General features: G+C 67.0%; 12 protein-coding genes. 6 read left to right on the forward strand and 6 right to left on the reverse strand.

The genetic code is table 11. The features are described from left to right. Positions 1–12: 12 nt before the first annotated feature. Positions 13–768 carry an SDR family NAD(P)-dependent oxidoreductase gene (locus FQK05_RS20265; RefSeq protein WP_158970288.1) on the forward strand — a complete coding sequence of 252 codons (756 nt, stop codon included), beginning with the start codon at positions 13–15 and terminating at the stop codon, positions 766–768. A 457-nt stretch (positions 769–1225) separates the two neighbouring features. On the opposite strand, the gene FQK05_RS20270 is transcribed toward FQK05_RS20265, so the two are convergent. The 3 genes from FQK05_RS20270 to FQK05_RS20280 all read right to left on the reverse strand — a co-directional run bounded on the left by FQK05_RS20270 (position 1226) and on the right by FQK05_RS20280 (position 4227). After that, a complete protein-coding gene (locus FQK05_RS20270) occupies positions 1226–2527 on the reverse strand; it encodes a TRAP transporter large permease (RefSeq protein ID WP_233270600.1) in 1302 nt (433 codons plus the stop codon). A 10-nt stretch (positions 2528–2537) separates the two neighbouring features. After that, complete coding sequence (locus FQK05_RS20275) at positions 2538–3062, reverse strand: TRAP transporter small permease subunit (RefSeq protein ID WP_158970290.1); 525 nt, start codon at positions 3060–3062, stop codon at positions 2538–2540. 64 nt (positions 3063–3126) lie between these two features. Next, entirely contained in the window at positions 3127–4227 is a 1101-nt protein-coding gene (locus tag FQK05_RS20280) for a TRAP transporter substrate-binding protein (protein WP_158970292.1), read from the reverse strand. A gap of 283 nt (positions 4228–4510) precedes the next feature. On the opposite strand from FQK05_RS20280, the gene FQK05_RS20285 reads away from it, so the two are divergent. From FQK05_RS20285 to FQK05_RS20305, 5 genes are all read left to right on the forward strand, one after another. Continuing rightward, a complete protein-coding gene (locus FQK05_RS20285) occupies positions 4511–5272 on the forward strand; it encodes an SDR family NAD(P)-dependent oxidoreductase (RefSeq protein ID WP_158970294.1) in 762 nt (253 codons plus the stop codon). Between the two features lie 290 nt (positions 5273–5562). Continuing rightward, the gene (locus FQK05_RS20290) at positions 5563–5766 is read left to right on the forward strand and encodes a YgaP family membrane protein (RefSeq protein ID WP_158970296.1); all 204 of its coding nucleotides are present in this window, start codon (positions 5563–5565) and stop codon (positions 5764–5766) included. 575 nt (positions 5767–6341) lie between these two features. Next, entirely contained in the window at positions 6342–6905 is a 564-nt protein-coding gene (locus FQK05_RS20295) for a heme oxygenase-like domain-containing protein (protein WP_158970298.1), read from the forward strand. Next, positions 6902–9478, forward strand: a complete 2577-nt coding sequence (locus tag FQK05_RS20300; RefSeq protein WP_158970300.1) for an HWE histidine kinase domain-containing protein — start codon at positions 6902–6904, stop codon at positions 9476–9478. Before FQK05_RS20295 ends, FQK05_RS20300 begins: the two co-directional genes overlap by 4 nt. A gap of 687 nt (positions 9479–10165) precedes the next feature. Then, positions 10166–17773 (forward strand): autotransporter outer membrane beta-barrel domain-containing protein, encoded by a 7608-nt coding sequence (locus tag FQK05_RS20305; protein ID WP_158970302.1) that lies wholly within the window; start codon positions 10166–10168, stop codon positions 17771–17773. A gap of 110 nt (positions 17774–17883) precedes the next feature. On the opposite strand, the gene FQK05_RS20310 is transcribed toward FQK05_RS20305, so the two are convergent. The 3 genes from FQK05_RS20310 to FQK05_RS20320 all read right to left on the reverse strand — a co-directional run bounded on the left by FQK05_RS20310 (position 17884) and on the right by FQK05_RS20320 (position 21726). After that, complete coding sequence (locus FQK05_RS20310) at positions 17884–18765, reverse strand: LysR substrate-binding domain-containing protein (RefSeq protein WP_158970304.1); 882 nt, start codon at positions 18763–18765, stop codon at positions 17884–17886. A 151-nt stretch (positions 18766–18916) separates the two neighbouring features. Then, entirely contained in the window at positions 18917–20206 is a 1290-nt protein-coding gene (locus FQK05_RS20315; protein WP_158970306.1) for an NAD(P)/FAD-dependent oxidoreductase, read from the reverse strand. Between the two features lie 26 nt (positions 20207–20232). Beyond that, positions 20233–21726 carry a M81 family metallopeptidase gene (locus FQK05_RS20320; protein ID WP_158970308.1) on the reverse strand — a complete coding sequence of 498 codons (1494 nt, stop codon included), beginning with the start codon at positions 21724–21726 and terminating at the stop codon, positions 20233–20235. Positions 21727–21732: the final 6 nt, after the last annotated feature.

Genomic DNA, 21732 nt, shown 5'->3' on the forward strand with positions numbered 1-21732 from the left:
GGGAGGACAGACATGGACGGATTGCTTCAGGATCGCGTGGCGATCATCACCGGCGCGGGGCGCCCGCAAGGGATCGGTCGTGCCACGGCACAGCTGTTCATTGCACATGGCGCGAAGGTCGTCCTGTGCGATTTGCCGGCCGAAGACCCTGGCGCCGCCGCCGAGGCCCTTGGCGACAGCGCCATTGGTATTCACTGCGACGTGACCTCGGCCGCGGATGCCAGGACCGCGGCGGAAGCGGCCATGGACAAGTGGGGCCGGCTGGACGTCATCGTCAACAATGCCGGCCTGACCCAGCGCCGGAAGGTGGCCGAGGTGACCGAAGCCGATTACGACCTTGTCACCGATGTGGTCCTGAAGGGCACGCTGCTGATGACGCAGGCCGTCCTGCCGCACCTGACCAGAGGCGCGGGCGCCATCGTCAACGTCTCGTCGCTGTCCGCCCTGCAGGGCGGCGGCATCTTCGGTGGTCCGCACTACTGTGCGGCCAAAGCGGGCGTTCTGGGCCTGACCCGGGCCATGGCCAGGGAATTCGGCCCCGAAGGGATCCGTGCCAACGCCATCGCCCCGGGCCTGATCATGACCGACTTCTCGCGCCGGGGGCCCGAAGCCGACGCAGGCAAGATCGAGGCCGCGAAGGCCTATCCGCTGGGACGGCCAGGCGTGGCGCTGGATATCGCCAATGCCGCGCTCTACCTCGGCTCGGACCTGTCGTCCTATGTCACGGGTGTCACGCTGAACGTCAACGGCGGATCCTTCATCGCCTGAGGTGGTGCCCGGGGCAGCGCGCCGCGCGATGCATGCCCCTCGCTCGTGCCGAAGATGGCCCAGGGGCCATTTGCGGTGCCCGGGTCCGGACCGGCCATCAGGGGACTGCCTGTCCTAAAGCAGACCCGCACAAGCCACATCTTCGGCCCCGTGCGCCAATAGGCATTGTCGTTCCCGGCATCGAGGGCGCCATGGCCCACAGAAGCGGCACGCCGGCATTGGCCCTTCTTTTTTCCTTCGGTAGCCCCGCGCAGAAGGCCCGCATGGCGACCTGCCACAACACTCTTCACACCGAACCTGAAAGACGCCCATCTGCCCGGTACGAAAAGGATCCTTGCGACCGTGACGAAAACGCTCTGACCCTGCCGTGCCGGGCGATGAAAGGGCCGCCCGGAACAGCCCGGGCGGCCCGTTGCCGTTCACCTGTGGAGCAAGGGGTGGCGAACGGAGCCTTCCGTCAGATCAGGACCAGCGCGATGTCGTTGAAGGCGACCAGCAGGGCGATGATCACCAGTTCGACCAGCACGAAGGGGATGGCTCCCTTGAAGGCGCTCATCACGTCGATCTCGGGCACCGTGTTCTTGACCACGAAGATGTTCAGGCCGACCGGCGGGGTGATCGCCCCGATTTCGGCACATTTGGTGACGAGGATGCCGAACAGGACCGGGTTGATGCCCGCATCCAGCACGACCGGAAAGATGATCGGCAGGGTCAGAAGCATCATCGTGATCGCGTCGACGAAGAAGCCCAGGAACAGGTAGGGCAACAGCAGAAGCAGGGTCAGTTGCCATTTCGGCAGGTCGAACTGGGTCAGCCACAGCGTCAGCTGCTGCGGCACCTGAGTCGTCGTCAGCGCCAGCCCGAAGAAGCCTGCGCCGATGATCAGCAGGAAAACGCTGGACGTGGTCACGCCCGTGTCCACCAACCCGCGCCAGATGATGGCGCCCCGCTTGCCGCCGCGCAGCAGCACGATCAGCACCGCACCGGCGGCCCCGAAGGCCGCGGCCTCGGTCGCCGTGCCGATGCCCAGATAGATCGTGCCCATCACGATCAGGAACAGCAGGATGATCTCCCAACTCTGGCCTGCGGCCTCAAGCTTTTGCCGTGCGGTCGTGCGCGGTCCGCGGACCGCGGGCCCCGCACCCGGCACCAGTTTCACCCATCCAAAGAGCATGATGGCGTAAAGGACGGCCGTCAGGATCCCCGGAACGATCCCCGCCAGGAACAGATCGGGGACCGAGGTCTCGGTCGCGATCGCATAGACGATCAGAAGACCCGAAGGCGGTATCAACACGCCCAGCGTGCCGGCCGCGGCGACGGAGCCCGCGGAAATCGCGTGACTGTAGCCTTCCTTCAGCATCCGCGGCACGGCGACCTGCGCTACGGTGGCCGACGTCGCCAGGCTCGACCCCGACACGGCGGCGAAACCGGCACAGGCAAAGACCGTGGCGATGGCCATGCCGCCCGGCAGCGCCCCGACCCAGACCCGCGCGCTGTCGAAGGCGCGGTGGGCAATGCCTGCCGAAAAGCTCATGTGCCCCATGAACAGGAACAGCGGCAGCACGACATAGGCCAGGTTCGCCGAGGCCGAATAGGGGAAGGTCGAGACCAGGAATTCCGTCGCGATCCAGGGCCGGGTCAGCATCAGCCCGGCCAGACCCGCGATCAGAAGGGAATAGGCGATGGGTACGCCGGCGACGAGCAGGACGAGCATGCCGCCCAGAAGCCCGAAGCCAAGCGCGAGATCGATGGATTGCACGTGATGTTCCTCAGATCGCGCCGCTATGGTGCGGAAGGCCGGCCTTCATCTTCTCGTCCCCCCAGATGGCACTGCCCACCAGGTCGACAGCAATCTGCAGGACCAGAAGGCACAGGCCGACGGACAGGATGATCCGTTCCGGCCAGATCGGCCAGTGATAGACCCCAAACGACGCCTCTCCCTGTTCCGTGGCGGAAATGGCGTATTTGGCAGTGAACCAAGCGATGATACCGATCCCCGCCAGCGCCACGGCCAAGGACAGCAGCCGCTGCCAGTGCAAGGCACGGGGCGATAGGTTGTCGATCAGGATCGTCACTTGGAAATTACTGTCCGTGGCCTGCGCGCCCGCCATGCCCAGGAACACCTTGGCGATCAGCAGCATGACGCTGATCTCGGTCGCCAGCGGCAGCGGCGACGCAAAGAAGGCGCGGCCGATCACGTCGGTCAGGATCACCAGCATCATGGCACCTGTAGCCAACCCGCTCAGCGAGCCCACGGCGACGCTGAAGCGCGAAATGGCGTGAAAGTACTTCATCGGACAGGCTCCCTTGTCTGTCACCGGGGCCGGCCGGGTTGCGTCCGGCCCCGAGAGGCGTGGATCACTCGCCCGCCTTCATCTTCACATAGGTGGCCAGCCCCGGCGTATAGACCGCTTCGGGTTCGTACTTGCTCACCAGAGCGACAAACTGATCGTAAAGCGCGCCACCGTTCTCGGTCACGGCCGAGGCCTGTTCGATGAACTTCTCGCGCATGATCGGGCCCATCTTGGCCTTCCACGCAGCCGCTTCCTCGTCCGTGGACAGGATCACCTCGGTTGTTGCGCCTTCGTCGATGAAGCGCTGCGCGGCCTTGGCGATGGCGGCATTGATCAGTTCGACATAATGGCCGGGCACCTCGGCCGCTACTTCGGTCACGATCTTCTTCTGATCGTCGGTCAGCTTGTCCCAGGACTTCTGGTTCATCGACGCGATCGACACGCTGTTGATCCCCAGCCGCCCGGCATCAGAGGCATAGGCGACAACTTTCGGCACGCCGTTGTTGACCGCGCTGTCGAAAGGCGTGTTGGCCATCGCGTCGATGGCATGTCGGTTAACCGCCTCGACCGCGTCGGCAAAGCTCATCGGCACGGGCGACCCGCCGCCGGCCTCGACCCCCCAGGCGATGGCCGCCACGGCACGGATGCGCTTGCCCGCCATGTCGTCCGGTTCATGGACCGGGAAGTCGCCCCAGATGCCACCGTCCGGGAACGGCAACGCCCACATCATCTTCACGCCCTGGGACGAGAATTCCTTCTGCAGGTCGGGGTTTTCCGCATAAAGATCGCGGAACGCATAGACCACGGCATCCGCCTTCTCGGTGATCCAGGGCAGGACCACGTTCGACAGCGGATAGACCTTGGGATTGTAGGCCTGCGGCACGCCGGTCGCGAAATCGACCGCCCCACGGGCCAGGCCCGGATAGATGTCCGGGGCCTTCATCAGCGATCCGCCGTAATAGCGTTCGAACGTGATGTCGCCTTCGCTGCGCTTCTCGACCTCGTCCATGAACCACGCGTCCAGCGCGGTCGAGATCGACCGTTCCGAGATGTAGCCGGCATAGACCAGCTTGGTCTCGGCCAGGGCCGTTCCCGCAATGGTTGCGGCAAGCGAAAATGCTGCAGTTGCGTAAACGATATCTCTCGTCTTCAGAGTCAGTGACATGTTTCCTCCCAACGTCCGGCGCGGCCCTCCGATCGTTGTCGGGCGGGACCACAGATCTGACAAGGCGCCGCCGGAGAACGCATTGTCGGTGATTATTCTGAGTATCTCAGGCATTTCGACGGGCTCAAATGAACTCACGTCAATCCGCGGATCGCGCCACCCTCATCTCCCCTCCGTTTTCCCGGGCGTGGCTGAAGATTGCTGTTGCCCGGCGCATCGACGGCTGCGATGTGTTTGAGGAAACGATTGCACACTTTGTGGCGAGACAACAAGAGGAAGCGCAATGGCAGGCATATCGGAAGCCGGGGGCGCCTTTACCGGCCGGGTGGCAGTGGTGACCGGGGCCAGCCGGGGCATCGGGCTGGACGTGGCGCTGAAGCTGGCGGCGGGCGGTGCGCGGGTCGCTCTCTGGGCACGGCAGCCCGACCCGCTGGCGGCCGCGGCGGCGAAGGTCGGGGACGACACGCTGACCGTGCCCGTTGACGTCGCGGACGAGGCACAGGTGAAGGACGCCGCGGCCCGGACGCTGGACCGGTTCGGCAAGGTCGACATCCTGGTGAACAATGCCGGCATCCTGGGTCCGCGGGCGGCGGTCGGGGACTACCCGGCCGACACCTTTGCCCGTGTCATGGGCGTGAACCTGATGGGCACGTTCCACTGCTGTTCCGCGCTGGTTCCGCAGATGGCCGCCCTGGGCTGGGGCCGGATCGTCAACGTATCCTCGGCCGCGGGCAAGGACGGCAATCCTTTCGTCTCGGCCTATGCCTGCTCCAAGGCCGCGCAGATCGCCTTCACCAAATCGCTGGGCAAGGAACTGGCGCGGACCGGCGTGCTGGTCAACGCGGTCACGCCCTCGGCCAGCCCGACCGACATCTTCGGCGGCATGGACGAGGACCGGCAGCGCGCCCTGCTGGCAAATGTCCCCATGGGCCGCTTCGTCGAAACGGCCGAGATCGCGCGCCTGATTCTGTGGCTGTGCAGCGAAGACTGTTCCTTTTCGACCGCCGCGACCTTCGACATTTCGGGCGGGCGCTGCACCTACTGATCCAACCCAGGTTCCGGAGGCCGTGCAGGACCGGGGACGGTCCGCCCTCCGGCGGTTCCGTCACCGGAGACCAGCACACCGGGACCGCACGATACCCTCGCGGGATGATGCGTCCGGGACACCGCAGGTCCCTAGGATAGAAGGGCAGGCCGTATCGCCGCTCCGATGGCCCACATAAAACCTGGCGTCATTTTTAAATTCAAGTTATTGAATGTGAAGGTCCGCGCGCCTATCTGACCGAAAGAAGCGGCATGCCCGCCATTGGACGACATTAGACAAGGAACCTAAAAATGACCCTCGACCGTGCTGTACTGGCTTTTGCCGGCACAATGATCCTGCTGAGCGTGGTGCTGACGTTGTTCGTTCATCCGCTGTGGGTGTGGTTTACCGTCTTCATCGGGGTCAACTTGATCCAGTCGGCCTTCACCGGCTTCTGCCCGGCGGCCATGATCTTCAAGGCCATCGGCGTGAAGGAAGGCTGCGCGTTCCGGTAATCCCGGACGGCGAACCCGATCCCGGGCCTACCACTGCGCAGCCGGGAGCGGTACGTTCAGGTCGATGCCTGAGGCAAAGGGCATCGACCCCGCACGCGGTAATGACGCGCTCCGGGCTGGGTGGCGGATCGCGACCCTGATCTCGAGGCAGGGCACCGCTCGCGTCTGCTGCCTGCTTTCCCCATTTGGGCACGGTCGACGCGCCCCTCGCAGCACCTCGTCCCCCTACGATGACCCTGTCTTCGGGATCTCGGCAATCGCTCCTATCGCACACACTGATGACACCGCCTGCTGACATCGCGGTGCCGCCGGCCGCAAGGCCGCGCGAGCGGTTCTCCGTCGTCGGCTTCCTGCCAGTTATGGTATAGGCTGGTCTGCCCCGCCCCACGCACGTGCCGCCAGGGCAGAAGGTGGCAGACTGTCAGGCCACCCGGTCTGCTTCGCGCAGCGGGGTTTGGAAGCGGCGCAAGCGATAGCTACTTTTCTTTCCATCAAAGATAGGGGAACCTTCCCGCCAGTTCCGTGTTGACATAGTCGACCAACAAATGCGCCTTGATCAGTCAGATTGATAGAAATTGAGAGAGACCACCATCGATGCGGACACCAGTCTGCGGCACGCCCTAAGATTGGCAACCCGTGCATCGCACGACAGCGTCGATGATCTGATGTCTCGTCTGGATCTGCGCCGCAGCGATGACCGGCAAACCTTTTCGTCGATCCAGCTTCGCGGGTTCGCCCGCCTGAAGGCGGCCTGCCGTGGCGAGGCTGCGGAAGCAGAGCCTCTTTTGACCCATATGGCCAACATGGCAAGACGTCACGGGTTTGCCGATGGCAAGGGCCCGCAATACGGCGACGCCGGACACCGACGGCTAAGCGCGGACGCGGTGGCCTATGTGGCGCTCGGGTCCCAGCTGGGATTGACCGTCCTTCGCAAGGAACTCGGCCCCGGGGACCGTACCGGCATCTTCGAACGGGAACCGGACCTGTCCGCGTGGAAGGCTCTGGCGGCACGCCTGTCGACAATGCCCGGCGACACCGGGGCCGGACGCAAGACCGTCGACGACGCGTGCAGGGCATTCGCGATCTTCTATTCGGCGTGCGTCGATACCATGAACCTTCAATCCGAAAAGCTTTCATGACCGACCCGTTTATCCAGACCGATACACCGGTTGACCTGACCAACTGCGACCGCGAACCCATTCACCTTCTGGGCAATGTCCAGTCGTTCGGTGCGCTCATCGCGATTTCTGCCGACTGGATCGTCCAGCACGCCTCGCAGAACACGGCGCAGATCCTTGGATTACCGGCAGAGGATCTGGTCGGTTGCGTGTTGAACGACTTTCTGCCCGAGCGCACGATCGATAAACTGCGCGAACGGCTGCGGGCGACCAGCACCGAAAATTCGATGGCCCGCGTGTTCGGCTTCGACGTGTTCCAGGACGGCAGACTTTACGACATCAGTCTGCACCAGACGAACCTGAGTTTCGTGCTGGAGTTCGAGCCCAAGACACGCGGCACCGACCATGACGAGATGGCCATCGTAACGCCGATGATGCGCCGCGTCTCGGCCGAGGGCGGGATCGTCGACGTCTCGGCCATGGCAGCGAAACAACTGCGGGAACTGGCAGGCTTCGACCGTGTCATGGTCTACCAGTTCGGCCCCGAAGGCGACGGCAGCGTCATCGCGGAAGCGAAAGACGAACAGGACCCCGTGACCTATATGGGGCTGCACTTCCCTGCCTCTGACATTCCGCGCCAGGCGCGGGAATTGTACAAGCGCAGCCTTCTGCGCCTGATCGCCGACGTCGAAGACGAGGTCTCGCCCATCGTGCCGCAGTTCAGCCCCGAAGGACAGCCGCTGGACCTGTCCCTGGCGGTGACGCGGGCGGTATCGCCGATCCATCTGCAATACCTGCGGAACATGAAGGTGCAGGCGTCCATGTCGGTGTCGATCGTCATAAGAGGAGAGCTTTGGGGCCTCTTCGCCTGTCATCACCGCGAACCGCTTTACATCGATTACGAACGCCGCACCGCGATCGAGCTTCTGGCGCAGTTCTATGCCTACGAGATCGAGCGGCGCGAAGCCCGCGCGCTGACCGAGACGACGGGCCGCGCCCAGAAGCTGCACGACAAGCTGATGATGCAACTGGGCAGCAACCAGGACCTTGAACAGGGGTTCGGCGGCATCGCTGCCGAAATCCAGAAGGTCATCAAGTTCGATGGCATCGCGCTCTATTCCGAAGGCAAGTACCTGACCCAGGGATCGACGCCCGGCTTCGAGGACTTCCAGAAGATCGCGCGGTTCCTGAACACTTCGGCCGCGTCCCGGGTCTATGCCACCGATCACCTGGTCGCGCGCCTGCCGTCCATCGGGGACGTGCTGGACTGCTGCGCGGGCATCCTGGCCATCCCGATCTCGCGCAAGCCCCGGGACTACATCGTCCTCTTCCGGACCGAGGCGGTCCGGCAGGTCGCCTGGGCCGGAAATCCGAACAAGCCGGTCGAGGTCGGGTCCTTCGGCGCGCGGCTGACCCCACGGAAAAGTTTCGAGATATGGAAGGAAGAGGTCGGCAGCCGGTCCGAACAATGGTCGCCCACGGCGCTGCGCGCGGCCGAGGCCATCCGGGTCACGCTGCTGGAAGTCATCCTGAAACTGTCGGACGAGATGAACCTGGAACGCAAGCGCGCCCAGGATCAGCAAGAGCTTCTGATCGCCGAACTGAACCACCGGGTGCGCAATATCCTGGGCCTGATCCGGTCGCTTGTGAAACAGTCCCGTGCGACCGCGACCTCGCTCGACGGGTTCACCACCGCGGTCGACGGGCGGATCCGTGCCCTGGCGCAGGCCCATGACCAGCTGACGGCAACCGAATGGAAACCGGTGGCCTTCCGCGAACTGCTGAAGACCGAACTGCGCGCCTATCTGGATGGCGACGAAGACCGGATCGACATCGGGGGGGTCGAAATCGACCTGGCGCCCGATGCCTTTTCGACCATGGCGCTGGTGTTCCACGAACTGGTCACCAACTCGGTCAAGTACGGTGCCCTGTCGGTGCCTTCGGGCAAGGTCGAAGTCGCCTGCGCCTTCGAGGGGGACGGCCTTGTCCGGATCGAGTGGCAGGAAACAGGCGGGCCGGTGGTCCAGGCCCCTACCCGGCGCGGCTTCGGGACCACGATCATCGAAAAGTCGATCCCCTTCGAACTGGCCGGCACGGCAGAGATCGACTTTCGCCTGACCGGCGTGCATGCCACGTTCCGGGTTGCCGAACGTTTCGTGGAACGCCGGACCGAGGCTTTGGAAACGCTCGCGCCTGCCCCCGCACCGGAACCGGATGCCACGGCCCTGCTGTCGGGGCCGGTGATGGTCGTGGAAGACAACCTGATCATCGCGATGGACGCCGCCGACATCCTGGGCGAATTCGGGGCAAAGGCCGCCCATGTCGCCGGTTCCGTCGCCGAGGCCTTCAGGATCGCCGATGCCCACAGCCTGACACTGGCGGTTCTGGACATCAACCTTGGTTCGGAAACCAGCCTGCCGGTCGCGAAATACCTGAACGAAAGGGGCGTGCCCTTCATCCTGGCCAGCGGCTATGGCGGTCAGCCTGATTCCCTTGCCGACTTTCCTCCCTGTATCATGGTGCAGAAGCCCTTCACGGTCGAAACGCTGGCCAAGGCGGTCCAGACCGTCCTGGAGCAGGGCAAACCCGGCTGAACACATGTCAGAGGTGCCGGAAAGCCGGGGCAACGCCGGCCATTGCAGGGGCGCCGGCACCTTGCGCGGCACGCAGCCAACACGGTTCAAAGCTGCGTGAACGTTCGGTCGGTCGCCCGAACGGGGATGCCGGGCAACCGTGACCGATGGGGACGCGTCCGGCGCGACCCGACGGATCCCGGCGCCTATCGGGTCGGGGTCGGGACATCCGGCCGCAAGGCGGCCTGGTCGCGCATAACACGAACAGCCCATTGAAAAATCCGGACTTCATGGCCGTTTCGGACTTGTCGTTCCGGACCCGCGACCCGGTCGGGATCGCTGTGCTGACCGGTGGATACCTGCGCCGTCGGTCTGACGGAAAACTGCCCGCTCAAGCCGCGAAAAGACAAACCCGTTGACGGTTTTCCCTCCGATTGACGCATGATTTCAGACTGATACAGCCGAACTCGCGCCTTGACCCGGCCTGCGCACTTGCTCACGGTTACGCTAAGTCACCCACGCAACCTCACCCAGGCGGCTACGCAAGCGGGATCACGCGCGGATGTCTTCAGGGAACCCACGGAACTGGGGTTCCTTCGGAACAGAGCCGCAACGCCAGCGGACGTCGACGCAAGGGGGGAGAGTGCCATGACCAGAAACCGGCAGGATCTTGCACCGGATGCAAGAGGCCGATCCCCAAGGTCCCGCATGACATGCCGGCGGACGCTGGCGCTTCTGGCAGGCAGCACCACGCTGGCGATCCTGCCGCAACTGACCATGGCGGCCACCTGCAGCCAGGACGGCGACGACCGGACCTGCACCGGAGAATATGACGGTTTCCTGTCCTACTCCGTGGGCAACGTCACAGGCACGCCCACCTACAGCTTCACGGTCGAGCAGCTGACCAATACTTCGCCCTATCGGCCGCCCACGCCGGATTCGCCGCCGGGCATCGCCAGCTTCGTCACCGCCGGCCCCGGCACGCCGACCATGAATTTCAGCTTCAACGCCGACAGGGCCATCGATTTCGAAGCCGCCTCGTTCGGATATGCCATCGTGGTGACTGGCACGGGCGATGCCGGCAAGGCGGGCGATCCGGACAAGAAGGGCTCTGGTAGCGCCAAGGGGGGCGCGGGGGACAACGGCGCCGACGGGGCCACCGTCAACGCGACCGTCGCGTCGACCGCGATCGACACGAACACGGGCTGGATCGTCGCCTCGACCGGCGGAAAGGGCGGTGACGGCGGCAAGGGCGATTCCGTGACCCTGGGCGACGGGACCGGCGGCAAGGGCGGCGACGGCGGCAAGGGCGGCGCGGTTACGCAGGTGCTGTCCGACGTGACCCTTTCGGGACAGTCCGGCCGGCTGCAGATCCTCTCCGCAGGCGGCGATGGCGGACACGGCGGCAAGTCCTATTCCGCCGATTACAAGTCCAGGGCCGGCGCCGGCGGGGCCGGAGGCGATGGCGGGAACGTCGCGTTGGAGCTGGAGGGGACCAATCTCTTCAATGCCGAAACCGCATCGATCTTCGTGGCCAGCACGGCGGGCAATGGGGCCGACGGTGGAAAGGCCAAGAATGGCCTGACGACCCATGCCACTGGCGGCCATGGCGGTCAGGGCGGCGATGGCGGCACGGCATCGGTCCGGTCGACCGCGGCGGGCACCACAACGGTCGCCAGTGACGTCAACGGCCTGGGCATCCTGGTGCAAAGCATCGCCGGCGACGGTGGACAGGGTGGCGACGGCAACAGCGGTGGCGGTGCCACCGGCGGCGATGGCGGTGTCGGCGGATCCGGCGGGCTGGCCGAGGTCGTGACGACCACCGATCACCGGCTGGTGGTCAGCACCCGGGACGGCAACATGCCTGCAATTGCGGTCCGCAGCTATGGCGGGGCCGGGGGCGACGGCGGCAAGGCCAATGGCGTCTTCGGCAAGGCCACCGGCGGGGCCGGATCCGGCGCCGGTCCCGGGGGCGAGGCGCATGCCAGCGTCTCTGGCCAACTGGCCACCTCGGGCGCGGATGCGACGGGACTTCTGATCCAAAGCGTCGGCGGTTTTGCCGGCAATGGCGGGCAGAGCAGCGCCATCGTCGCTTATGGCAGTTCGTCCGAATCCGCCGGCAATGGCGGTCAGGCCGTCGCGGCCTTCACCGCAGCAGGTGCGGCCGACGGGATCAGCACCACTGGCGAAGCGGCCGACGCTATCTTCGTTCAAAGCATTGGCGGCGGCGGCGGCAAAGGATCGTCGTCGTCCGGGATCGTGTCCCTGTCGGGCTCCGGCTCGGCCGGGGGCAATGGCGGACCGGTGGCGGTCACGACGACGGGCGGGGCGTTCTCGGCCACCGGCGACCTGAGCCGCGGGATCGTGGCGCAAAGCATCGGCGGCGGCGGTGGCGACGGCGGCAGCGCCTCTGCCGTGGTGTCCATCGGCGGGGCCGGGTCCCATGGCGGGGCCGGCGGGCAGGTGCAGGTATCGGTCGGCACCGACATCACCACTGGCGGCGGCGACGGCGTGGGCATCCTGGCGCAAAGCGTCGGCGGCGGCGGCGGTTCTGCCTCGTCGACCAGCGGTCTGGTCAGCATCGGGGGCAGCGGCGGATCCGGCGCGACCGCAGGCGCGGTCGAGGTCAACCTGACCTCGCAGATCGAGACGGCAGGCACCGGGGCCGACGGCCTCTTTGCCCAGTCCGTGGGCGGCGGCGGCGGCCACGGGTCGAACACCCTGGCCGTGGGCGCGGGCTTTTCGCTGGCCATGGGCGGCAACGGTGGCAAAGGCAACGATGGCGGGTCCGTCACAGCCCGGACCGAAGCCACTGCCGTGATCGCCGTGGGCGGCGACAATTCCTCGGGCATCGTCGCGACCTCGACCGGAGGCGGTGGCGGCACGGCGGGCAACGCGATCTCGGTCTCGGCCGGTGGCACGGCCTCGATCGCGCTGGCTTTCGGCGGCAAGGGCGGTGCCGCGGGCGACGGCGGGACAGTCACCGTCGACAACCTGGCACAGATCAAGACGCTTGGAGCGAACGGCATCGGCATCGCGGCCATGTCGATCGGCGGCGGCGGCGGCAATGCCGGCACCACCGTTGCGGCCACTGCGGGCGAGACGGGGATCAGCGCAGCCGTCGGCGGCAACGGATCCGGCAGTGGCAGGGGTGGCGCGGTGACCGTCTGCAACGGCACCGCTACCGGCGCCCAGGCCTGTAATACCGCCGATGCCACCGCGGGCGATATCGCCACCAGCGGCGACAACGGGCACGGGATCTATGCGACATCGACCGGCGGGAGCGGCGGCCATTCCGGCAACGTGATCACCGGCGGCCTGTCGGATGTCGGCGTGGACCTTTCGGTCGGCGGAAATGGCGGCAAGGGCGGCGCAGGCGGGGCTGTCGCGGTCTACTCGAACGGCAATATCCAGACTGCCGGTGCCGCAGCGCAGGGCGTCCTGGCGACCTCCATCGGCGGATCGGGCGGGGCATCCTATGCCACGGGCGCGATCACACCGGGGGGCACGGCAGATATAAACGCCTCTATCGGCGGCACCGGCGGCGATGCGGGGGACAGCGGCGACGTGACCGTCATCGCCACGGGGCCGGTCACGACAGCCCGGGGAATGGCGGGCGGGGTCACCGCCCTGTCGGTCGCCGGCAGCGGCGGCACCGGGGGCGTGGCCTTCACCGGCAACGGCATCTCGATGGGCGATGTCGGCGTCAATGTCGGCGGCAAGGGCGGCGGCGGCGGCACCGCCGGCGCGGTCAGCGTTTCGGTCGGCGGCATCGCGACCACGGGCGACCATGCGACGGGCCTTGCGGCCATGTCGCTGGGCGGGTCCGGCGGCATCGGCGGCTATGCCGTGTCCGGTGCGGCGGCCAGCGCCGCCTCGGTCGGCGTGTCGCTGGGCGGCGCCGGCGGCAAGGGCGGCACGGCCGGCACGGTCGATGTCGGCGTGGCGGGCGATGTTGCCACGGCAGGCGACCTGTCCCACGGCATCGTCGCGATGAGCCTGGGCGGCAATGGCGGCCTGGGCGGAGCGGCCATTTCCGCGACAGCGGTCAGCCAGGGCAATGTCGGCGTAGCCCTTGGCGGCACCGGCGGCACCGGCGGCACCGCGTCCACAGTCGATGTCACGCTGGATGCGGGTGCCGCCGTCCGGACCGGCGGTGTCAATGCCATCGGCCTTCAGGCGATCAGCCAGGGCGGCAATGGCGGCAATGGCGGATTTGCCATGACCGGAGGCATATCGGTTGGCGGAGAAGACGACATACCCGCCACCAGCGTTACCGTCGCCGTGGGCGGCGGCGGCGGCAAGGGCGGCGCGGGCAAGACCGTGACCGTAGAGTCGGAGGCCGACTTTGCCACCGCCGATTTCGGCAGCATCGCCATCCTGGCGCAAAGCGTCGGCGGCGACGGCGGATCGGGCGGCGCGGTCTATTCCGGCACGATCAACGCGGGCTCGACCTCTTCCGTGGATGTCGCGGTCGATGTCGGCGGCAAGGGCGGCGATGGCGGGGCTTCGGACAACGTCACTGTCTCCAGCGAGGGCACCGTTGCCACCCGGGGCGACAATGCCGACGCGATCCTAGCCCAGTCCATCGGCGGCAACGGTGGCGCGGGTGGCAATTCCTACAATGTGCTGCTGAACGCAGGGTCGAACACCAAGAACCAGATCAAGGCCAATGTCGTGATCGGCGGATCGGGCGGCGACGGCGCCAAGACCGGCAATGCCACGATCACAAATTCGGGCGCGATCACCACGGCCGGCACGTCCTCGGACGGGCTGAACGCACAAAGCGTGGGCGGCAATGGCGGCCAGGGCGGATCGGGCGGCAATGCCATCGTGACGCTGGGCAGTCTGTCCTCGGGCGGATCGGGCAATTCCGTCGCGGCCAGCCTGAATGTCGAGGTCGGTGGGTCCGGCGGGTCCGGCGCGCCGGGGGGCGCGGCCATCGTCACGAATTCCGGCACGATCAACACCGCGGGCACCGCGGCACGGGGGATCTTCGCCCAGTCGGTGGGCGGCAGCGGGGGCGACGGTGGCGCCGTGTCGACCTATTCCTTCAGCTTCACCGCGGCCTGCAACCTTGTCTACGTGAACAAGACCAAGGTGTGCAAGGACGCGGCCAGAAACACGGGCTCCAGCGTCTCGGGCGCGCTTCAGGTTGCGGTCGGCGGCAACGGCGGCAAGGGCAACAATGGCGGATCGGCCATCGTGACCAACAAGGCCGCCGTGACCACCACAGGCGACAGCGCCCACGCGATCATGGCGCAAAGCGTCGGCGGCGGCGGCGGCACAGGCGGTGCCGCCAGCAAGGGCCTGTCGAGCTTCACCTCTTCCAAGACCGCGTCCGAGATCACGAACTATCTGAACAAGGTCGTGCCCCAATCGAACCCGAACCAGAACGCCTGGACCACCGCCAGCGCCTGGACCAGCCTGAACGTCTTTATCGGCGGACAGGGCAAGGCCGGGGGCGACGGCGGCACGGCCATGGTCACGAACTCGGCCAATGTCGCGACCGCCGGCAGCAATGCCTATGCGATCTTTGCCCAGTCGGTCGGTGCGGGCGGCGGATCGGGCGGCGAGGCCGCAGGCAAGGGCAGTTCCCACACGATCACGGTTGGCGGCTCTGGCGGCGGCGCGGGTGACGGCGGGACCGTCGCGGTGACCAACCGCAATGCCACGATCGCCACCGCGGGCGATGCCAGTACGGCCATCTTCGCCCAGTCCATCGGCGGCGGCGGCGGCAATGCCGGCAACCAGAGTTCTGTCGATATCAAGGACGTGTCCATCGTCGTAGGTGGCGAACACGGGCAATCCGGCAACGGCGGCACGATCACAATCACCGATATCGGCACCGACGTGGCGACCGCGGGCCTGTATTCCGTGGGGATCCTAGCCCAATCCATCGGCGGCGGAGGCGGGACCTCCTTCGGGGCTGCGGGCGAAAACGCCACGGGCAGCGTGGATGTGACCGGCCACACGTCGGTCACCGGCGATGGCGGGGCGATCACCATCAACCATCGGGGATCCATCACCACGACGGGCGCGGCCGAAGGCCAGGTGTCGAATGCCCACGGCATCGTTGCTCAGTCCGTCGGCGGCGGCGGCGGCCTGGGCGGCGCGCTGGTCTTCGGCAGTTCCGCAACCTTCGGGTCGAAACTGGGTGACCGCGGCGGCAAGGGCGACGGAGGCACCATCATCGTTATGCAGACCGGCGACATCACCACCACCGGCGACCATTCGGTGGGGATCCTGGCGCAAAGCCTTGGCGGCGGCGGCGGCCTGCAGGGCAATGTCACGCCCTCCTCGACCGGGGCCGCGGCCCGGATCGGCGCGCAAAGTGGCAAGGGCAGTGGCGGCAATGTCAATGTCTCGCTGGCGCGGGGCAGCACGATCCGCACGTCCGGCGTGGCCTCGCACGGGATCTTCGCGCAGTCGGCGGGCGGCAGCGGCAGCAACAAGACGACCGGCACCACGGTGAAGGTCGTCGTCGACGGCGCCATCGACGTGACCGGCGCCGGTGCCCATGGCGTTGTCGTCACCTCGACCGGCGACGGGTCCGGCATGATGGAGATCGACGTGGCCGGGTCCGTCACCGGCGGCACCGAAGCCGTGGTCGCAGGCGCCGAAGACGGCGCGGGCCTGATGTTCCGGGGCCCGGGCAGTTCGGTCCTGAACAATTCGGGCTCCGTCTCCTCACAGGCGGGGATCGACGGGATCGCGATCTACGCGCTGGACACCGACCTGACGATCAACAACACCGGGACCATCACCGGCGACATCAACAAGGCGTCGGGCGTCGTCCTGAATAACCGCCAGGGCGGCACGATCCATGCCGGCCGGCGTCTGGATGTCGACCGCGTCGTCAACAACGGCACGCTTACGGTCCATGGCGACGGCACTATCGGGCGGACCCGGGTCACCGGCGATTTCGTCAACGGCGATAACGGGATCATCCAGATCGATGTCGATCCGACCAATCCAGCGGCCATGACCGACACGCTGCAGGTCGACGGCGCGACGCAACTGCGCGGCCGGGTCGCGGCGAACTTCATCAACTCGACCCCGGGACCGGAAGGCGCGCAGATGGACGTCATCCTGAACGGTCCGGCCAGCAACGACCTGTCGCAACTGACGATCGTCCCGTCCGCCGTGGGCCAGTACGGCCTTGTCCAGCTGGAAGCCGGCAAGCTGCACCTCTCTTATGATATCAACTTCGTGAAGGACTCCGTCACCAACCTGGCGCGGGACAACCAGGACCGCCTGGCCCGCTACTTTCACCAGCTTTATCGCCGGGGCGAACTGGATCCGGAACTGTTCAGCGAACTCATGACCCGGGAAAGCGATCGGGGCTATGTCGGTTCGCTGAACTCTCTGGGGATGGAGATCGTGGTCGATACCCAGATGGCGGCCTACCTGTCGTCGCTGCGCTTTGCCGAACGCCTGATCAATTGCGAACGCCAGTCGCCACAGGCGGGCGGGGCCGACGACGGGTCGGGCTGCAGCTGGATCCGCGTGGGCGGTCGGCATTTCATCCAGGACGCCAAGGGCGACAACCTGGGCTTCAGCCAGGACAGCTATGAAATCGCGGGCGGGTCCAGCATGCCCTTTGCCGACATGTGGAAGCTGGATGGGGCGCTGGCTTATGAACGGCACAACATCACCGGCAACGACAACAAGGGCAGCGCCGACGGTTACCAGTTCCTGATCGGCGGCGCGCTCAGCCGGCAGGCGGGCACGATGGAATACGGCGTTTATGCCGCCTTCAGCACCGGCAATTTCGACACCAGCCGTCAGGCGCCTGGCGGCATCGGCGTCGACGGGTCCTATCGCCCGACGACTGCCGGCGGGGGCGCAAGGCTGGCGTGGACTTTGCAGTCTGGCCGCATGACCTGGCGCCCGCAGGTCGAACTGGGGGCCACTTACCTGAACGGCAGTTCCTTCCAGGAAACGCCATCGTCCGCCTATGCGCTGGATATCGATCCGGCCAGCGAGACGATCTATCATCTGCGCCCGTCGCTGGCATTCTGGGGCGATTACAAGTCCCGCGGCGGTACGCAGACGCGGCTTTCGGGCCATGTCGGGCTGACCCAGTTCCTGGGCGACGCGACACCCCGCGCGACCGGGCACTTCGTGTCGATGGGCGCCAGCGGCCTGGACTTCAGCGCACAGACAAAGATGGACAGCACACGGTTGGACCTTGGTCTTGGTCTCGACATCCTTACGAAGAAGGGGTCGACGATCAGCCTGAACGCCAATGCCGGCCTGTCGGAAACGACCCGCGACATCGGCGCCGGTGTGCAGGTACGCTTCGTCTTCTGACGCGGCGCCCGCCGTGGCAACCGGGGCGCAACTGGCGGGGCGCAGCGCATCGTGCCACCATGATGTGCGCCGCCCTGCCGTCCGGCGACGCACCCTTCGCGCGGCCTGCCCTAGCGGTGCCGCATAAGCCAGTTGCGCATCTCGGCCACGTACGGGTGCGCTTGCCGGTGGTCCGAAATCACCACCCAGTAGCTTTCGCCCGACGCGACCGGACCCCCGAAGCATTGGCACAGCCGCCCGGTCTCCAGTTCCGCCTGCACGTAATGCAGCGGCACCAGGCCGATCCCCAATCCCTCGCATGCCGCCTGAATCACCAGGTCGGCATAGGGCAAGCGCATCCCCTGGATGAAACCCGCGGGCTCCTGCCCGGTGGCCCGAAGCCAGGTCAGCCACAAGCTGGGGCGGCGGGCGTTCTGAAGTGTCGGCATGGTCTGGAAGTTCAGCGGCCCGGTCGTGTCGATGCGCTCCAACAGATCGGGCGCGGCCACGGCCACCAGTTCCTCGGCGAAAAGCTCCAGCGACCGGGCATTGATCCAGGCCCCGCGCCCCCGCAGCAGCGCCAGATCGACAGGCAGGTCGGACACGTCGCTGCCGGCGTTGATCGCCACAAGTTCCAGCGGAATGTCCGGATGGGCGGTGGCGAACCCTTTCAGGCGAGGCATCAGCCAGCGCGCACCCAGCGTCGGCTGGGTGCCGATGGTCAAAGCCTGGCTGGCCTTGCGGCCGCGGACCGCGTCGATCGACACCTCCTCCAGCCGATCCAGAAGCTGCTGCACCTCTCGGGCGTAGTCCCGGCCGGCATCGGTCAGCACCAGACGCGACCCCACACGTTCGAACAGCGTCACCCCCAGCCGGCTTTCCAGGTTGCCGATCTGGCGGCTGATCCCGCTTTGAGTCAGCGAAAGATCCTCGGCCGCCTTGGTGAAATTCATGTGGCGTGCGGCGGAATCGAAGGCCTGAAGGGCCGAAAGGGAAGGCAGGAAACGTCGCATGGGGCACCGGAAAGGAATGCCCCAATTGACCCGCCTTGGGTCGGGGACGCAAGCCGGGGCAGGCCCGGTCGGACATCCCTGATGTCACGCCCGTGACGGGTTGCCGCCGACATGCAGCTTCGGCCCGATCCCGAAGGCCGCCCGGATAGACCTACCTGGCCCTGCCCCGTCGCCGCATGAAGCGCGCCAGCGAAAAGGCGGTTTCCGCAAGCCGGTTCCCCTTCCCTTCGACCAGATCGGCGACCATCGCCGCCGTGTGGGGCGCCGCGGCAAAGCCGCTGTGGCCGTGACCGCAGGCATAGTAGAGCCCCGGCAGCGCCAGCGAGGCGCTGATCACCGGCAGCGCATCGGGCGTCGACGGGCGGTTCCCCTGCCAACGCCGCACCGCGTCGGAATCGACCGGGCCCAGCCCGGGATAGGTGCGCAACAACTGCTGCAACAGCAGGTTTGCCCGCCCCCAGTCGGGCGGCGTCCCGTCGGCGGCCAGTTCGACCTGACCAGAGGCCCGAAGCCCGCCCGCAGTCAGCGTGTTCGCCATCTTGCCGTCCTGCGGCATGACCGGAATCTCCGGCGCCACCCGGGGCGATGCGACCTCGACATGATACCCGCGCTCGGCCAGCATCGGGATCCGGTCGCCGGCCAGCCGCGCCAGCCCGCGCGCGCCGTATCCCGCCGCCACCACCGCCGCGGCGCAGCGGATCGGGCCCAAGGCAGTGTGGACGGCGCTCAGCCGGCCGTCCGCGGCCTGAAACCCGGTCGCCCGCGCGGAAATGACCTGCACGCCCTGCGCCTCGGCCCAGCGGGCCAGCGCGGCGGTGAAACCGCCCGGGTCGGTGCAATGCGCCCCGCCGGTGACCTGAATACCGAAGCGATAGGCCGGGCTGAGCGCGGGAACGCGGGCGCGCAGCGTTTCGGTGTCCAGTTCCTCCAGCGCCACGCCGTGCCGGCGGCGCAGGTCCCAGAACCGCACCTCTGCCTGATAGGCGGCGCGGTCGGGAAAGGCATAGATCAGACCCGTGCGCCGGATCAGGTGCCCCGCCCCGGCCGCACAGGCCAGCGCCTGGTGACGCGCGGGCGCGTCCGCCAGAAGCGCGTTCAGGTGCCCCGCGATCCGCGACAGCCGCGGCCAGGTGGACCCTGCCCGCAGGAAGCCCCAGAACCACGGCAGGTTCGGCAGGACCGACCGCCAGCGGATCACCAGTGGCCCTTCTGCATCCATCAGATAGCCCGGCAGCCGCCGCCAGATCCCCGGAAAGGACATCGGCAGGATCGAGGCCGGGCTGATGAAGGCGCCATTGCCGTAACTCGCCGCCTGCGGCCCGCCTGCCGGTTCGGGATCCAGAAGCAGCACGTCGAAGCCCCGCGCCCGCAGCTCGATGGCAGTGCAGACGCCGACGATGCCGGCACCGATCACCGCGATCCGGGTGGGCTGGCTGGCCATTTCCCCGTCTCCCGCCCCGGTCGCAGTCAGGCCGGAGTTCCGGCCAGTCTGCGCCGGGCCAGCCGGAATTCAAGCTGGCCCAGGTCCGACGTGACGCGCCCCGGCGCCTCGGCGATCAGGATGGCACGGGCCATGGGCTGATAAGCGCCACGGAAATGGACCGAGCTTTTCAGGACAAGGATCCCCTGGTCTTCGGGCGTCAGGCCAAGATGCACGAGCAGCCCGGGTTCCGAGGCCTGCATCTTGCGCGGTGCCACAATAACGCGCACGCCGTCCCGTTCCAGCAGTGCCACCGGCCCAAGCCGGATCGCATTGCCGCGGTACATGGGCCCGATGCCGGTAAAGGCCCCGTCTCCCAGTGCGATCACGGTCCAGGGACCCGGCACCGGATCGCACAGGTCCGCGGTGGTTCCGGCCCCGATGGCCAACGCGACCACGCCGCCGACGCCCGCTTCGTGCGCCGCACGGCTGGCGGCTTCGTCCGCGATATGGACCATCACCGCCCCGCGCGCGCCCGCCGCCAGCAGCGCATGCAGCATGCCGGTCGTGTCGCCCGACCCGCCTCCACCCGGATTGTCCTGTGTGTCGGAAATGACGACCGGCCCGGTGCCCGGTCCCTGGGTCAGCGCCATGGCCTGGGCCACCGCTTCCGCCGCAGGCAGGCGGGGAGTATCCAGAAGACCTTCCACCTCGATCCAGCGTTGCAGCATCCGGTCGGCGGCTTCTTCGGCCGTCCGGGTGTCTTCGGCCTGCGCGACGATGGACGGACCGGCCTCTGGCACATCCGCCAGTGGAAACCCCGAAAACTGGCTGACCGCATGCAGGCCCGGCGTGGTGCGGACCATCGCCTCGGCCTCGGCCAAGAGGGTCCTGGCCGGTTCCAGGAAGGTGCACAGGTCGGACGGCGGCGCGATATAGGGCACCGCCCGATAGGCTATAACCGGCGCCGGGACGCCGTTCAGATGAGCGATCAGACGTTCCATTACCCGGGCGCCGGTATCTTTCAGGTCCATGTGAGGGTAGGTGCGATAGCAATCCAGAAGCGTCAGATCCCGGACCAGCCCTTCGGGGATGTTGCCGTGCAGGTCGAAGGACGCCGCGATCGGATAGGGCGCGGGCGCGATCTGGCGAAGGCGGCGCAGCAGCTCTGCCTCCGCGTCCGGGTGAGTGATCGTGGCCATGGCGCCGTGCAGGTCGAGGTAGAGCGCACCGGCCCCCTGTTCCAGCGCCGACTTGAAGCCTTCGCAGATCTCGCCCGCGATATCCTCGAACGCGTCGTCTTCCACCGGACCCGAAGGCAGGCCGATGCACCACAGGATCGGCAGGATCTCGACGCCCGCATCGTCCGCCACCTGCAGCGCGCCCGACATCGGCGTGCCGGTGCCGCGCATGGTCACGCCCATCTCCTCGCCACGACTGAATGCGGGCCAGCCACCCGGCGCATCGAAATCCGACCGGGGCGAGGTGCGCCCGGCAAAGCGGTTGGTTTCATGCTGGAAACCGGCGGCGGCAATTTTCATGACGGT

The organism is Chachezhania sediminis (genome assembly GCF_009765275.1).
In the GTDB taxonomy this organism is placed as follows: domain Bacteria; phylum Pseudomonadota; class Alphaproteobacteria; order Rhodobacterales; family Rhodobacteraceae; genus Chachezhania; species Chachezhania sediminis.

Excerpts from the sequence above, each read along its gene's own strand:
- FQK05_RS20265 (WP_158970288.1), top strand. The coding sequence starts at position 13 with ATGGACGGATTGCTTCAGGATCGCGTGGCGATCATCACCGGCGCGGGG.
- FQK05_RS20280 (WP_158970292.1), bottom strand. The coding sequence starts at position 4,227 with ATGTCACTGACTCTGAAGACGAGAGATATCGTTTACGCAACTGCAGCA.
- FQK05_RS20275 (WP_158970290.1), bottom strand. The coding sequence starts at position 3,062 with ATGAAGTACTTTCACGCCATTTCGCGCTTCAGCGTCGCCGTGGGCTCG.
- FQK05_RS20290 (WP_158970296.1), top strand. The coding sequence starts at position 5,563 with ATGACCCTCGACCGTGCTGTACTGGCTTTTGCCGGCACAATGATCCTG.
- FQK05_RS20305 (WP_158970302.1), top strand. The coding sequence starts at position 10,166 with ATGACATGCCGGCGGACGCTGGCGCTTCTGGCAGGCAGCACCACGCTG.
- FQK05_RS20310 (WP_158970304.1), bottom strand. The coding sequence starts at position 18,765 with ATGCGACGTTTCCTGCCTTCCCTTTCGGCCCTTCAGGCCTTCGATTCC.
- FQK05_RS20285 (WP_158970294.1), top strand. The coding sequence starts at position 4,511 with ATGGCAGGCATATCGGAAGCCGGGGGCGCCTTTACCGGCCGGGTGGCA.
- FQK05_RS20300 (WP_158970300.1), top strand. The coding sequence starts at position 6,902 with ATGACCGACCCGTTTATCCAGACCGATACACCGGTTGACCTGACCAAC.
- FQK05_RS20320 (WP_158970308.1), bottom strand. The coding sequence starts at position 21,726 with ATGAAAATTGCCGCCGCCGGTTTCCAGCATGAAACCAACCGCTTTGCC.
- FQK05_RS20315 (WP_158970306.1), bottom strand. The coding sequence starts at position 20,206 with ATGGCCAGCCAGCCCACCCGGATCGCGGTGATCGGTGCCGGCATCGTC.